This is a genomic window from Streptococcus sp. 68, assembly GCF_013277415.1.
Lineage (GTDB): Bacteria > Bacillota > Bacilli > Lactobacillales > Streptococcaceae > Streptococcus.
In genome coordinates, this window is sequence record NZ_VMMX01000003.1 from 175,127 (window position 1) to 189,773 (window position 14,647).

Below are 14,647 nucleotides of genomic sequence, written 5' to 3' on the forward strand. Positions count from 1 at the left end.
ATGTCTCAAGTAAAAGGCTTGTGTGTCATGGATGTTGACGGCACCTTAATCCTAGAAGAAGTGATTGATTTGTTGGGTAGAGAGGCAGGTTGTGAGGAGGAAATTTCGCAGATTACAAGTCAGGCAATGCGAGGAGAGTTGGACTTTGAAAGCAGTTTACGAGACAGAGTGTCCTTCTTGGAAGGTCTTCCTGTTTCGGTTTTTGATAAAGTCTTCAACACTATTCATCTATCGCCAAATGCCCAGGAATTCATCTCCATTCTCCAAAAGAATGGTATCCTAGTTGGTCTGGTGTCCGGTGGCTTTACACCAATAGTTGAAAGATTGGCAAAATCTCTTGGAATTGCCTATTTCTCTGCCAACCAACTTGAAGTCAAAGGTGGCTTTCTAACAGGGAAATTAGTTGGACAAATTATTAGTCCCGAGGTTAAAAAAGAGACTATGGAACAATGGAGAGAGGAACTAAAACTTTCTAAAGAAAGAACGATTGCAATCGGTGATGGGGCCAATGATTTATTGATGTTGAAGTCAGCGGGACTAGGAATCGCCTTTTGTGCAAAAGAAGTACTCAAAAAAGAAATACCAAATCATGTTGACAAGAGGGATTTTTTAGAAGTTCTACCTTTGATTGACTGTTTAGAATGAGGGAAAATATGAAGATTGTAATTGCACCAGATTCGTTTAAGGAAAGCTTGTCTGCTCAACAGGTGGCTGAAGCTATTAAAAGAGGCTTCCAACAATCGATAGCAGATATAGAATGTCTTCTCTGCCCTGTTGGTGATGGTGGAGAAGGTACTGTAGATGCTATCCGACATTCTCTTGACCTAGAAGAAAAATGGTTCCAAGTGACAGGCCCTTTTGGCCAAAAAGAAGCTATGAGCTATTTTCAAAAAGGGGAATTAGCCCTATTTGAAGTAGCTGACTTGGTTGGCCTTGAAAAGATTCCGCTAGAGCAACGAAATCCACTGCGAATCCAAACTTGTGGTATTGGAGAGTTGATTCGTCATCTCATTGCTCAAGGGATTAAAGATATCTATATCGGAGTGGGTGGCACGGCCAGTAATGATGGAGGTATTGGGATTGCTGCTGGTTTAGGTTATCAATTTTATGATAGGGATGGAAATGTCTTGCCCGCTTGTGGTCAATCCTTACTAAACTTAGCTTCTGTCTCAACAGAAAATCGCTATGAAATTCCTGAAGATGTGCAAATTCGTATTTTAGCAGATGTCGTGAGTCCCTTATGTGGTCATCAAGGTGCGACCTACATTTTTGGCAAACAAAAAGGCCTAGATCCTACTATGTTTGCAGTCGTAGATCATGCAATCCAAGATTTTTATAAAAAATTCTCACCTGCAACATTGCAAATTAAAGGAGCAGGAGCTGGTGGAGGCATTGCTGCTGGTTTGTGTGCCTTTGCTCAGGCAAATATCGTGTCTGGAATTGATACCTGCTTGAACTTAATCAACTTTGATAAGAAAGTTTCAGATGCTGACTTGGTTGTTGTAGGAGAAGGAAGGCTAGATCGTCAAAGCTTAGCAGGTAAAGCGCCTATTGGTGTAGCAAAAAGAACCCCTGTTGGAGTTCCTGCTATTGCTATTTGCGGTAGTCTTGCTGAGGATTTACCTCCCTTACCATTTGAAAATATTCAAGTGGCCTTTTCAATTTTGGAGAAATGTGAACCTTTAGAAGATAGTTTGAAAAATGCCAGTCTCTATCTGGAGCGCACTGCAGCCAATATCGGGCACTTATTAAATATGCACAAGATTTAGCCAAACCATTTCTTCCAGAAGGATGTTTTGGTTGGTTCTTCCTTTTTAACTTCCCAAAGCTTTGCAAAAGCAAGTCGAAGATCCTTTTCTTCTACTTGAACTGGTGCATTGCTATGGATAACCAGGCCAAAAGGAGAAGAAGTGTGCTCTTCAGATACTATGGTGGCTTGATTATCAGTTTCTTTTGCTTCTTTTAAGTAGAAAACTTGTTTGTCAAATTCGATAGTTGGTGAAATCTTTACAAATAGTGGCTCTGCTTTTTCCTGAAGGTTTTCTAAAATAGATAAAAATCCTTTTTCTAACTGAGGGCTATTTGCTGTGTCAATATCTGCATATCCAAGAACTCTTTCCTCAAAGGTACCAAGATAGCGTCTTTGCTCATCCGGATTTAATTTTGGCCCACCATGAGCTTTTTCAAGTAATTGTTTTGATAAATCTGTCATGAAAACAGTATATCATAAAAGTTAGAATAAAACAGACAAAAGAAAGCGATTACTTTATAAAGTTAAGGAAAATTTGCACAAAGATAACGTTTTTTCTTGAAAAAGGAGGTGTTTTAAGGTATTATAGAGGTGTAAAAAATTTAACTCATAAGGAGAGTAAAAAATGTCAATTATTACTGATGTTTACGCTCGCGAAGTCCTAGACTCACGCGGTAACCCAACACTTGAAGTAGAAGTTTACACTGAATCAGGTGCTTTCGGACGTGGTATGGTTCCATCAGGAGCTTCTACTGGTGAACACGAAGCAGTTGAACTTCGCGACGGTGACAAATCTCGTTACGGTGGTCTTGGTACACAAAAAGCTGTTGACAACGTAAACAACATCATTGCTGAAGCTATCATCGGCTACGATGTACGTGATCAACAAGCTATCGACCGTGCTATGATCGCACTTGACGGTACTCCTAACAAAGGTAAATTGGGTGCAAACGCAATCCTTGGTGTGTCTATCGCTGTAGCTCGTGCTGCTGCTGACTACCTTGAAATCCCACTTTACAGCTACCTTGGTGGATTCAACACTAAAGTTCTTCCAACTCCAATGATGAACATCATCAACGGTGGTTCTCACTCTGACGCTCCAATCGCTTTCCAAGAATTCATGATCGTACCTGCTGGTGCGCCATCATTCAAAGAAGCTCTTCGTTGGGGTGCTGAAATCTTCCATGCTCTTAAGAAAATCCTTAAATCTCGTGGTTTGGAAACAGCCGTAGGTGACGAAGGTGGATTCGCTCCTCGTTTCGAAGGAACTGAAGATGGTGTTGAAACTATCCTTGCTGCGATCGAAGCTGCTGGATATGTTCCTGGTAAAGACGTATTTATCGGATTTGACTGTGCTTCATCAGAATTTTACGATAAAGAACGTAAAGTTTACGACTACACTAAATTCGAAGGTGAAGGAGCAGCTGTACGTACTGCTGCAGAACAAATCGACTACCTTGAAGAATTGGTAAACAAATACCCAATCATCACTATCGAAGATGGTATGGATGAAAATGACTGGGACGGTTGGAAAGCTCTTACTGAACGTCTTGGTGGTAAAGTTCAATTGGTTGGTGACGACTTCTTCGTAACAAACACTTCTTACCTTGAAAAAGGTATTGCAGAAGGTGCTGCTAACTCAATCCTTATCAAAGTTAACCAAATTGGTACTCTTACTGAAACATTCGACGCTATCGAAATGGCGAAAGAAGCTGGTTACACTGCCGTTGTATCACACCGTTCAGGTGAAACTGAAGATTCAACAATCGCTGACATCGCAGTTGCAACTAACGCAGGACAAATCAAGACTGGTTCACTTTCACGTACAGACCGTATCGCTAAATACAACCAATTGCTTCGTATCGAAGACCAACTTGGTGAAGTAGCTGAATACCGTGGATTGAAATCATTCTACAACCTTAAAAAATAAAATAGTTCAGTGAACTATTTTATCCCGAACCTTGAAATTCAAAAGTTCGGCCGTTGATTTAACAACGTTTCTAGCCCCTCGGATTTTATCCGAAGGGCTATTTTTGTATTTAGGGGGCAAAAAATGGGCAAAACTTTTTAAAAAATCTTTTTCATAACTTTATCCAGTACATTGATTGCTTCATCTTTCATGTTCTTCGTGACGTGAGTATAGATGGAATTAGTAACATCAGAATCAGAATGTCCAACCCTATCCATGATTGTTTTTAGCGGAATTTTATTTTCTGCTAAAATGCTGATAGTAGTATGTCTGAAGATGTGAGGTGATAGATGTTTAGGAATTGGTTTCTTTAGGCGTTCATTTGCTCGCTGGAGAGACTTGCTTAGGATGGAGCTATGAACGGGCTTTCCCGTATTTGTAACAAAGATGCGGTCACTTTTATGCCAATTCTTATCGGTTGTTTCGCTTAGACGATTTAATTCAATCATTTTATCAAGTATTTCAATCTCTCTTTTTGTGAGGTGTGTTATCCTGAAGCTTGCAAAAGTCTTAGTACCGTCATCATCTGGAATGTATCGGTTGAATGTTGTATGGATGTCTAATGTATTGCTATCTTTGTGATATTTATCTAACATAAGACTAGCCAATATCTCCAAACAATTGAGAACTATAAAAGTTTGATTAGTAGCTGACTAGTCCTTGTGTTATCTTGCTATATCGTGCAGAAATATTTCTATGTACAGGGTTCTAATACCTATATTTTTGACAATAATATAAGAAAATAGTATACTAAATAGACAGTCATTGATTGTAGTGATAACGGTTAGGAGAAAATAGTGTTAAAACGTATTTTAAATATAGCATTAGCTTATGTCGGTGTTGTTATTGGTGCTGGATTATCTTCAGGCCAAGATTTAATGCAATACTTTGTTAGTTTTGGTAAATGGGGTATCATTGGAACGATTGTTCTTGGAATCATAAGTATTATTTTTGGTAAAATTATCATTACCTTAGGAAGCTATTTCCGTTCAAATGATCATTTTGAAGTTCTTTCCCAAATTGCCGGGCCTATTACTAATAAGATTCTTGATTTTGCTTTAATTGTTTCCTGCTTTGTAATTGGTTTTGTTATGATTGCTGGGGCTGGTTCAAACCTTAACCAACAATTTGGTTTGCCATTTTGGTTGGGAGGATTGATTTGTGCTATCTTGGTCATTATTGTCAGTTTTCTTAATTTTGAAAAGATTACCAGCGTTCTTGGGATATTTACTCCTTTGGTCTTTGTCATGATTATCATTATGGCAGTACATACTTTCGTAGGGAAAAGTTTTGATTTTGAAGAATTAGAAGCAATCACAGCTACACTTTCTTCTCCGATGCCCAATGTCTGGGTTTCTTTACTAAATTATTTCGCACTAACTGTTATGACTGGTGTATCCATGGCATTTGTCTTAGGAGGTTCTGTCATGAGAATTGGTGTTGCGGAAAAAAGTGGTCTCTTAGGTGGACTTGTAGTTAGTTTGATTATTACCGTAGCAACTGGTATTTTATACGCCAATATAAAACTTGTTTCAACTGTTGATATTCCTATGTTAACAATTGCGGAGCAAATTCATCCTCTATTTTCTTTACTGTATGCTCTAATTATTTTTGGACTTATTTTTAATACAGCTTTCAGTTTATTTTATGCCTTGGCAAAACGTTTCTCTTCAAACAAACCGAAGCGCTTTTACCCTATTCTAATTGCTACGGTCGCTATAGGATATGGTTTATCTTTTATGGGATTTAAAGAATTAGTCTCCATTATGTATCCTCTTTTAGGTTATGTCGGTTGTCTAATGCTGGTCATTTTAGCAGTGGCATGGATAAAAGAAAGAGGAAACATCAAAGGGGAAAAATCTTTAAGACGAAAGATGATTCGATTGATAACCAAAAAATATGACGATGAACAAGAATATACTATTAGAGATAAAGCGACATTTCACCAACTAGGTGAAGATTCTATTATAGATACTAAGAGTATCAAAAGTGATATAAAGGATTTGGTAAAAGAACAGTTTGTTGATGATGATGCAAAACATGATGGAAGCGTCTTATCTTAAATGATAATAAAGTTGGAGAAAAATCTTTAAAATCAGAAAAGTGCATGTTATCAGGTGTCAAAAACACTTGATAATATGCCTTTTATTATAGAGATATTCATCCTCTTCGAAAATTTCTTCAAAGCATGTCAGTCTAATCTACAAATTCAAAACAGTGTCTTGAGCTGACCCGTTAGTTTGATATGTAACCTCAAAGTCCTGCTTTAAGCAAGCTGTAGCTAGCTTTCTAGTTTGCTATTTGATTTTGATTGAGTATTATTTCATATTCTCTTAAAAATTAAGTTTTTTCATCCTTATCTGTGCCTGCCTCTGAAGTATTTTCATCTTCACAAATAGACAATAAACATTAACTCATCTATTTGCTAGTAGCTAGTCAGACAAAGACTGACTTATATATGGGGAAAATCTTCTTTCAAGTGAGTTTTATCTTTATCCAGAACTAGAAAATAGCAATAATATCTACGAACTATATTCCATCGTGTGGAGGAGAGAGACTAGTTTGGATGATTAAGAACAACATACTAGTAAAAAATAGATCATTTTTTAATATGAGATAAAAACTGATATTAAAAGCAATTTATTTCTATTTTTTAACATTTCATTGTATAATAGCAATATACGCAAATATCATGTGTCATCAGGTTAATACTCTTAGAAAATCTTTTTAAACCACGTCAGGCTAATATACAGACTCAAAACAGTGTCGTGAGTAGCCTACGGCTAGTTCCCTAGTTTACGCTTTGATTTTCATCGAGAATAACCTTTCTATTTCAATTTTAAGGAGAAAATACAGAGTGAAAAAAATAATGCTAATTATCAATCCAACTTCTGGAGGAGAAAAAGCTTTAGATTACAAAGAGAAGCTGGAGAATAAAGCAAGAGAGTATTTTGATGATGTGGAAACTAAAATTACTCAAAAAGCCAAAGATGCTACAAATTTCGCAGAAGAAGCTGCTAGAGAAAGATATGAATCAATTCTAGTTTTTGGTGGAGATGGTACAGTCAATGAAGTTATTTCAGGGATTGCTGAAAGGGACTATATTCCTAAACTGGGAATTATACCAGGTGGTACGGGTAACCTTATTACAAAACTTTTAGAAATCAATCAAGATATTGACGGAGCTATTGAAGAACTAGATTTCAATTTAACTGATAAGATTGATATCGGAAAAGCAAATGGTCACTATTTTGGATATATCTTTAGTATCGGGTCTCTCCCTGAAGCCATTCATAATGTTGAAATTGAAGATAAAACGAAATTTGGTATCTTGGCTTATGCAGTTAATACCATGAAGTCTGTCATGACAGATCAAGTCTTTAACATTAAAGTTGAAACCGAAAATGGAAATTACCTTGGGGAAGCAAGTCATGTTTTAGTACTTCTAACAAATTATTTTGCAGATAAAAAAATCTTTGAAGAAAACAAGGATGGATATGCAAATATTCTAATTTTGAAAGATGCTTCTATATTCTCTAAATTATCTTTGATTCCGGATTTGTTAAAAGGAGATCTTGTAGAGAATGAAAATATTGAATATATAAAGGCACGTACTATTAAAATTTCTTCTGATATCGAATTAGAGTCCGATGTTGATGGCGATAAATCAGATAATCTACCAGTCGATATCAAGGTACTAGGACAACACATTGAAGTCTACTCTGGACCTAGGGAACAATCATAAAACTCAAAGCCTTGTTACCGAGGCTTTTTTATTATGTGATTTTCAGTAGCCAGATTTATTCTATCTAATACAAGTAAAGCTAAGTATTTAAGATTTAGTAGATGATGAAGAAAAGAAAGGATGGTCTAAATATTTTAACAGATTTACGAGGCTAATAATGGTATAATAAAAGGTAATGAAAAATTCCAACGAGGCTGAGATGAAATTACTTTATACTGATATTCGGACTTCTTTGACAGAAATTCTAACCAGAGAGGCGGAGGAGTTAGTTGCTGCTGGCAAGCGAGTCTTCTATATCGCTCCTAACTCTCTTTCTTTTGAAAAGGAACGTGCCGTGCTGGAATGCTTGCCCCAGCAGGCTTCTTTTGCGATTACCGTCACGCGCTTTGCTCAAATGGCTCGTTATCTGGTCTTGAATGATTTACCAGCTAAAACTACTCTTGATGATATCGGTCTTGGGATGGTATTTTACAGATGCCTTGCAGAACTTGACCCCAAGGATTTACGAGTATACGGCGCCATCAAGCAGGATCCTCAGTTTATCCAGCAGTTGATTGAGCTTTACCACGAGATGACCAAAGCTCAGATGAGTTTTTTGGACTTGGAGAGTTTGACGGATGAGGACAAGCGAGCAGACTTACTCTTGATTTTTGAGAAAGTAACGGCCTACCTCAATCAAGAGCAGTTAGCTCAGGGAAGTCAGTTGTCCCATTTGATTGAAGCTATTGAGAATGACAAAGTTAGTAGTGATTTTACTCAAATTGCCTTGGTTATTGATGGATTTACCCGTTTTTCTGCCGAAGAAGAGCGAATTGTGGACTTACTTCATGGGAAGGGTGTTGAGATTGTTATTGGGGCTTATGCGAGTAAGAAAGCTTATACTAGTCCTTTTAGTGAGGGCAATCTTTACCAAGCCAGTGTGGAGTTTCTCCATCATCTAGCCTCTAAATACCAAACGCCTGCTCAAGACTATTCTCAAACTCATGAGAAGATGGATAGCTTTGACAAGGCCTCTCGTTTGCTAGAGTCTTCTTATGATTTTTCAGAACTCACATTGGATGTCGATGAGAAGGACCGTGAAAACTTACAAATCTGGTCTTGCTTGACGCAAAAAGAAGAGTTGGAGTTGCTAGCCCGTAGCATTCGTCAGAAATTGCATGAGAACTCAGACCTGAGTTACAAGCATTTTCGTATTCTCTTGGGTGATGTGGCTTCTTACCAGTTATCTCTCAAAACTATTTTTGACCAGTACCAGATTCCTTTCTATCTTGGTAGAAGCGAATCCATGGCTCATCATCCCTTGACACAGTTTGTCGAGTCTATTTTGGCTTTAAAACGCTATCGTTTCCGGCAGGAAGATTTGATAAACCTTCTTAGAACAGGTTTGTATACCGACCTTAGTCAAGCTGATATTGATGTTTTTGAGCAATATATCCGCTATCTTGGTATCAATAGCTTGCCAGCCTTTCAGCAAACCTTTACCAAATCCCACCATGGAAAATTTGATTTAGAGCGTTTGAATGCCCTTCGTCTGCGTATTTTAACACCTCTTGAGACTCTTTTTACTAGCCGAAAACAGAAGTCTGAAAATCTCTTGCAAAAGTGGAATGTCTTTCTAAAAGAGGGAGCTGTGACCAAGCAGTTACAAGATTTGACAGCCACTATGGAAGCTGTAGAACAAGAAAGACAGGCCGAAGTTTGGAAGGCTTTCTGTCATGTTTTAGAACAATTTGCGACCGTTTTTGCTGGTTCGCAAGTTAGTCTGGAGGACTTCCTTGCCTTGCTTCATTCTGGAATGAGCCTATCTCAGTATCGCACCATTCCAGCGACAGTGGACACTGTTCTGGTGCAGAGTTATGATTTGATTGCGCCCTTAACGGCTGACTTGGTCTATGCCATTGGGCTGACTCAGGACAATTTACCAAAAATTGCGCAAAACACCAGTCTTTTGACAGACGAAGAAAGACAGAGCCTAAACCAAGCGACAGAAGATGAGGCGCAATTACTGATTGCCAGCAGTGAAAATCTCAAGAAAAATCGCTACACTATGCTTTCCTTGGTCAATTCTGCTCGTAAGCAGTTGGTTTTGTCGGCTCCAAGCCTTTTTAACGAAAGTGAAAGCAAGGAATCAATCTATCTTCAAGAGTTGGTCCATTTTGGATTTAGTCGAAAAGAGAAGAGGATGAATCACAAAGGGCTGTCTAAGGAGGATATGGGCTCATATCACAGTCTTTTGTCCAGTCTGGTTGCCTATCACCAGCAGGGCGAGACGAGTGATAGGGAGCAAGATTTGACCTTTGTCAAGGTTCTGGCGCGTGTGATGGGTAAAAAACTAGAACTGCAAGGTCTGGAAAATCCAGCCCTCTCAACCAGTCCAAGCAGTAAGCAGTTGGCTAAGGACACCTTACAAGCTCTCTATCCTACTGATCAGGAGTTTTACCTGTCTACCTCTGGTTTGACGGAGTTTTATCGGAACCAATACAGTTATTTCCTCCGCTACGTTTTAGGCTTGCAAGAAGAATTACGCCTGCGCCCTGATGCCCGCAGTCACGGAAATTTCTTGCACCGTATTTTTGAACGCGCCTTGCAGTTGCCTGACGAAGATTCTTTTGACCAACGTTTAGAACAAGCTATTCAAGAAACCAGTCAAGAACGCGAATTTGAAGCTATTTATCAAGAAAGTTTGGAAGCCCAGTTTACCAAGGAAGTTCTGCTTGATGTTGCACGGACGACTGGCCATATTCTCCGACACAATCCAGCCATCGAAACCATCAAAGAGGAAGCAAATTTTGGCGGAAAAGAGCAAGCCTTTATTCAATTGGACAATGGTCGCAGTGTCTTTGTACGAGGTAAGGTGGACCGGATTGACCGTTTGAAAGCTGATGGGGCGATAGGGGTAGTAGACTACAAGTCGAGTCTGACTCAGTTCCAGTTTCCTCATTTCTTTAATGGACTCAATTCCCAGTTGCCAACCTATCTAGCTGCCTTAAAAAGAGAAGGGGAGCAGAACTTTTTTGGTGCTATGTACTTGGAAATGGCTGAGCCTGTCCAATCTTTGATGGCCGTTAAAAGTCTGGCAGGTGCAGTAGTAGAAGCTAGCAAGTCAATGAAATACCAAGGCCTCTTTTTAGAAAAAGAAAGTAGTCATTTGGGTGAATTTTACAACAAAAACAAGGCCAATCAGCTAACAGATGAAGAATTCCAGCTCCTACTGGACTACAATGCCCATCTTTACAAGAAAGCAGCTGAGAAAATTTTAGAAGGTCAGTTCGCCATTAACCCTTATACTGAAAATGGCAGAAGCATTGCCCCCTACGTTCAGCAGCATCAGGCTATTACTGGATTTGAAGCTAATTACCACTTGGGCCAAGCCCGTTTTCTAGAAAAGTTAGACTTGCCTGACGGCAAGCGTCTGGTCGGAGAAAAACTCAAGCAAGCTTGGTTTGAAAAAATAAGAGAGGAGTTGAATCGATGAAGCCTATTCCCTTTTTAACTGAGAAGGAAATTCAAAAATTGCAAGAAGTAGAAGCAAATTCGAGCAAGGAACAAAAGAAAACTGCCGAACAAATCGAAGCCATCTACACTTCTGGTCAAAATATCCTTGTCTCAGCGTCGGCTGGTTCTGGTAAAACCTTTGTCATGGCCGAGCGTATTCTGGACCAATTGACGCGTGGTGTCGAAATTTCTCAACTCTTTATCTCAACCTTTACTGTTAAGGCTGCCACAGAGCTTAAGGAACGTTTGGAGAAAAAAATCAGCCAACAAATCCAAGAAAGCAGCGATGTCGACCTCAAACAACACTTGGGTCGCCAGTTGGCAGACCTACCCAACGCTGCTATTGGTACCATGGACTCTTTCACACAAAAATTCCTTGGCAAACATGGCTATCTGCTTGATATTGCGCCTAATTTCCGGATTTTACAAAACCAGAGCGAGCAACTCCTTCTAAAAAATGAAGTCTTCCATGAGGTCTTTGAAGCCCATTACCAAGGTAAGCAGAAAAAGAAGTTTAGCCATTTGCTGAAAAATTTTGCAGGGCGCGGCAAGGATGAACGTGGTCTGCGCCAGCAGGTCTATAAAATCTATGACTTCCTCCAATCCACCAGCAACCCTCAAAAATGGCTGAGTGAATCTTTCCTCAAAGGCTTTGAAAACGCTGATTTTAGCAGTGAAAAAGAAAGACTGACTGAGCAAATCCAGCAAGCCCTTTGGGATTTGGAAAGCTTTTTCCGTTATCATCTGGATAATGATGCCAAGGAGTTTCCTAAGGCTCCCTATTTAGAAAATGTCCAGTTGATTCTGGATGAAATTGGCTCCCTAAATCAGGAATCCGATAGTCCGGCTTACCAAGCAGTGCTTGCGCGTGTTGTCGCGATTTCGAAAGAGAAAAACGGTCGAGCTCTGACCAATGCCAGTCGTAAGGCTGATTTGAAGCCCCTGGCTGATGCCTACAACGAAGAGAGAAAGTCCCAGTTTGCTAAACTAGGACAACTGTCAGACCAGATAACCATTCTCGACTATCAAGAACGTTATCATGGAGAGACCTGGGAACTAGCTAAGACTTTCCAAACTTTCATGAGTGATTTTGTGGAAGCTTATCGTCAGCGTAAGCGCCAGGAAAACGCCTTTGAATTCGCTGATATTAGCCATTATACCATTGAGATTTTGGAGAATTTTCCGCAAGTCCGTGAGGCTTATCAGGAGCGCTTCCATGAAGTCATGGTAGACGAGTATCAAGATACCAACCATATTCAAGAACGGATGCTGGAATTACTTTCTAATGGCCACAACCGTTTTATGGTGGGAGATATCAAGCAATCTATCTATCGTTTCCGTCAGGCAGACCCGCAGATTTTCAATGAAAAGTTCCAACGCTATGCGCAAAATCCAAAAGAGGGCAAGCTCATTCTCCTCAAGGAAAATTTCCGTAGTAGTTCCGAAGTGCTATCAGCAACCAATGATGTTTTTGAATGCCTTATGGATCAAGAGGTCGGTGAAATCAACTATGATAACATGCACCAGCTTGTTTTTGCCAATACCAAACTAACTCCTAACCCTGAGAACAAGGCAGAATTTCTCCTCTACGACAAGGACGACACAAATGAGGAAGAAGAAAGCCCGGCAGGAACGAAACTAACAGGTGAAATGCGCTTAGTTATCAAGGAGATTCTGAAACTTCATCAGGAGAAAGGTGTTTCCTTTAAAGAAATTGCCCTTTTGACCTCCAGCCGCAGTCGTAATGACCAGATTCTTCTCGCCCTGTCTGAGTACGGGATTCCTGTTAAAACTGACGGAGAGCAAAACAATTATCTCCAATCCCTAGAAGTACAAGTCATGCTAGACACCCTTCGTGTCATTCACAATCCCCTGCAAGACTACGCTTTGGTTGCCCTTATGAAGTCTCCAATGTTTGGTTTTGATGAGGATGAGTTAGCACGTTTGTCCCTTCAGAAAGCAGAGGATAAAATCCAAGAAAATCTCTATGAGAAACTGGTCAATGCTCAAAAAATGGTAACAAGCCAGAAAAAATTGATCCACACAGCTCTAGCTGAGAAACTAAACCAATTCATGGAAATCTTGGCTTCTTGGCGCCTGTATGCCAAAACGCACTCTCTCTATGACTTGATTTGGAAAATTTATAACGACCGTTTTTATTATGATTACGTTGGGGCTTTGCCAAATGGGCCTGCTAGACAAGCTAATCTCTATGCCCTAGCACTGCGAGCTGACCAGTTTGAAAAGAGCAATTTCAAGGGCTTGTCTCGTTTTATCCGTATGATTGACCAAGTCTTGGAAGCCCAGCACGATTTGGCAAGTGTTGCAGTTGCACCACCTAAGGACGCAGTAGAGCTTATGACCATCCACAAGAGTAAAGGGCTGGAGTTTCCTTACGTTTTTATCCTCAATATGGATCAAGATTTCAACAAACAAGACAGCATGTCAGAAGTCATTCTCAGTCGTAAAAACGGTCTAGGACTTAAGTATATTGCCAAGATGGAGACAGGAGCAGTGGAAGCTCACTATCCGAAAACCATCAAGCTCTCTATTCCTAGCCTGACTTATAGGCAAAATGAAGAGGAATTACAGCTGGCAAGCTATTCTGAGCAAATGCGTCTCCTCTACGTTGCCATGACGCGGGCTGAGAAAAAGCTCTATCTTGTCGGTAAGGGGTCTCGTGAAAAGCTGGAAGCCAAGGAATACCCAGCAGCTAAAAATGGAAAACTAAATAGCAATACTAGACTGCAAGCACGGAATTTTCAAGATTGGCTTTGGGCTATCAGCAAGGTATTTGCCAAGGACAAGCTCAACTTTAGCTATCGTTTTGTTGGTGAAGAACAGCTGACCAGAGAAGCTATCGGTCAGTTGGAAACCAAGAGTCCTCTCCAAGATAGCTCCCAAGCAGACAATCGCCAGTCTGAAACTATTAAAGAAGCTCTTGAAATGCTGAAAGAAGTAGAAGTTTATAATACTCTTCACCGTGCAGCCATTGAACTTCCTAGTGTTCAAACCCCAAGTCAAATCAAGAAATTCTACGAACCAGTTATGGATATGGAGGGTGTCGAGATTGCTGGTCAAGACCAGTCAGTAGACAAGAAAATTAGCTTTGATTTACCAGATTTTTCAACCAAAGAAAAGGTAACAGGAGCTGAGATTGGTAGTGCCACCCACGAACTCATGCAGAGAATGGACCTCAGCCAGCAACCAACCCTTGCCAGCCTAACAGAAACTCTCAAACAAGTTCAAACCAGCCCAGCTGTCAGAGACAAGATCAATCTTGCGAAAATTCTTGCATTCTTTGACACAGCACTCGGTCAGGAAATTCTCGCTCATACCAACCATCTATACCGCGAGCAACCTTTCTCCATGCTCAAACGAGACCAAAAGAGTCAGGAAGACTTTGTTGTCCGTGGTATCCTTGATGGCTATCTACTTTACGAAGACAAAATTATTCTGTTCGACTATAAGACAGACCGCTATGATGACCCAAGTCAACTCATAGACCGTTATCGTGGTCAGTTAGCGCTATACGGAGAGGCTTTATCTCGAGCCTATTCGATTAAAAATATTGAGAAATACTTGATTTTACTGGGTAAAGACGAAGTTCAAGTTGTAAAAGTATAATTTATACTCTTCGAAAATCTCTTCAAACCACGTTAACTTCATCTTGCCGTAGGTATGGTTA

The 14,647-nt window shown here is 39.8% G+C and carries 9 protein-coding genes; 7 read left to right on the forward strand and 2 right to left on the reverse strand.

The window, feature by feature from the left end:
• On the forward strand, positions 1 to 645 hold the full coding sequence (gene serB, locus HT720_RS01665; RefSeq protein WP_173274515.1) for a phosphoserine phosphatase SerB: 645 nt from the start codon (positions 1 to 3) through the stop codon (positions 643 to 645).
• Positions 646 to 653: 8 nt separating this feature from the next.
• Complete coding sequence (locus tag HT720_RS01670; RefSeq protein ID WP_173274516.1) at positions 654 to 1,769, forward strand: glycerate kinase; 1,116 nt, start codon at positions 654 to 656, stop codon at positions 1,767 to 1,769.
• On the opposite strand, the gene HT720_RS01675 is transcribed toward HT720_RS01670, so the two are convergent.
• Complete coding sequence (locus HT720_RS01675) at positions 1,766 to 2,212, reverse strand: DUF1694 domain-containing protein (RefSeq protein ID WP_173274517.1); 447 nt, start codon at positions 2,210 to 2,212, stop codon at positions 1,766 to 1,768. The two genes, HT720_RS01670 and HT720_RS01675, sit on opposite strands and share 4 nt — an antisense overlap.
• A 163-nt stretch (positions 2,213 to 2,375) precedes the next feature.
• Between HT720_RS01675 and eno the strand changes: the two genes are divergently transcribed.
• On the forward strand, positions 2,376 to 3,680 hold the full coding sequence (eno, locus tag HT720_RS01680; RefSeq protein ID WP_000022821.1) for a surface-displayed alpha-enolase: 1,305 nt from the start codon (positions 2,376 to 2,378) through the stop codon (positions 3,678 to 3,680).
• A 137-nt stretch (positions 3,681 to 3,817) separates the two neighbouring features.
• Here the strand turns inward: eno and HT720_RS01685 are convergent, their stop codons facing one another.
• The gene (locus HT720_RS01685) at positions 3,818 to 4,315 is read right to left on the reverse strand and encodes a tyrosine-type recombinase/integrase (protein ID WP_345890268.1); all 498 of its coding nucleotides are present in this window, start codon (positions 4,313 to 4,315) and stop codon (positions 3,818 to 3,820) included.
• A 201-nt stretch (positions 4,316 to 4,516) separates the two neighbouring features.
• On the opposite strand from HT720_RS01685, the gene HT720_RS01690 reads away from it, so the two are divergent.
• The 4 genes from HT720_RS01690 (at position 4,517) to addA (ending at position 14,586) form a co-directional block, all read left to right on the forward strand.
• Positions 4,517 to 5,782 carry a hypothetical protein gene (locus HT720_RS01690; RefSeq protein ID WP_050242696.1) on the forward strand — a complete coding sequence of 422 codons (1,266 nt, stop codon included), beginning with the start codon at positions 4,517 to 4,519 and terminating at the stop codon, positions 5,780 to 5,782.
• 794 nt (positions 5,783 to 6,576) lie between these two features.
• Complete coding sequence (locus HT720_RS01695; RefSeq protein WP_173212636.1) at positions 6,577 to 7,464, forward strand: YegS/Rv2252/BmrU family lipid kinase; 888 nt, start codon at positions 6,577 to 6,579, stop codon at positions 7,462 to 7,464.
• Between the two features lie 199 nt (positions 7,465 to 7,663).
• Complete coding sequence (gene rexB, locus HT720_RS01700; protein WP_173274518.1) at positions 7,664 to 10,939, forward strand: ATP-dependent nuclease subunit B; 3,276 nt, start codon at positions 7,664 to 7,666, stop codon at positions 10,937 to 10,939.
• Positions 10,936 to 14,586, forward strand: a complete 3,651-nt coding sequence (gene addA, locus HT720_RS01705; protein WP_173274519.1) for a helicase-exonuclease AddAB subunit AddA — start codon at positions 10,936 to 10,938, stop codon at positions 14,584 to 14,586. The genes rexB and addA overlap by 4 nt, the downstream gene beginning before the upstream one ends.
• Positions 14,587 to 14,647: the final 61 nt, after the last annotated feature.

Coding starts and splice junctions, on each gene's coding strand:
- serB (WP_173274515.1), top strand. CDS start 1: ATGTCTCAAGTAAAAGGCTTGTGTGTCATGGATGTTGACGGCACCTTA.
- HT720_RS01670 (WP_173274516.1), top strand. CDS start 654: ATGAAGATTGTAATTGCACCAGATTCGTTTAAGGAAAGCTTGTCTGCT.
- HT720_RS01675 (WP_173274517.1), bottom strand. CDS start 2,212: ATGACAGATTTATCAAAACAATTACTTGAAAAAGCTCATGGTGGGCCA.
- eno (WP_000022821.1), top strand. CDS start 2,376: ATGTCAATTATTACTGATGTTTACGCTCGCGAAGTCCTAGACTCACGC.
- HT720_RS01685 (WP_345890268.1), bottom strand. CDS start 4,315: ATGTTAGATAAATATCACAAAGATAGCAATACATTAGACATCCATACA.
- rexB (WP_173274518.1), top strand. CDS start 7,664: ATGAAATTACTTTATACTGATATTCGGACTTCTTTGACAGAAATTCTA.
- addA (WP_173274519.1), top strand. CDS start 10,936: ATGAAGCCTATTCCCTTTTTAACTGAGAAGGAAATTCAAAAATTGCAA.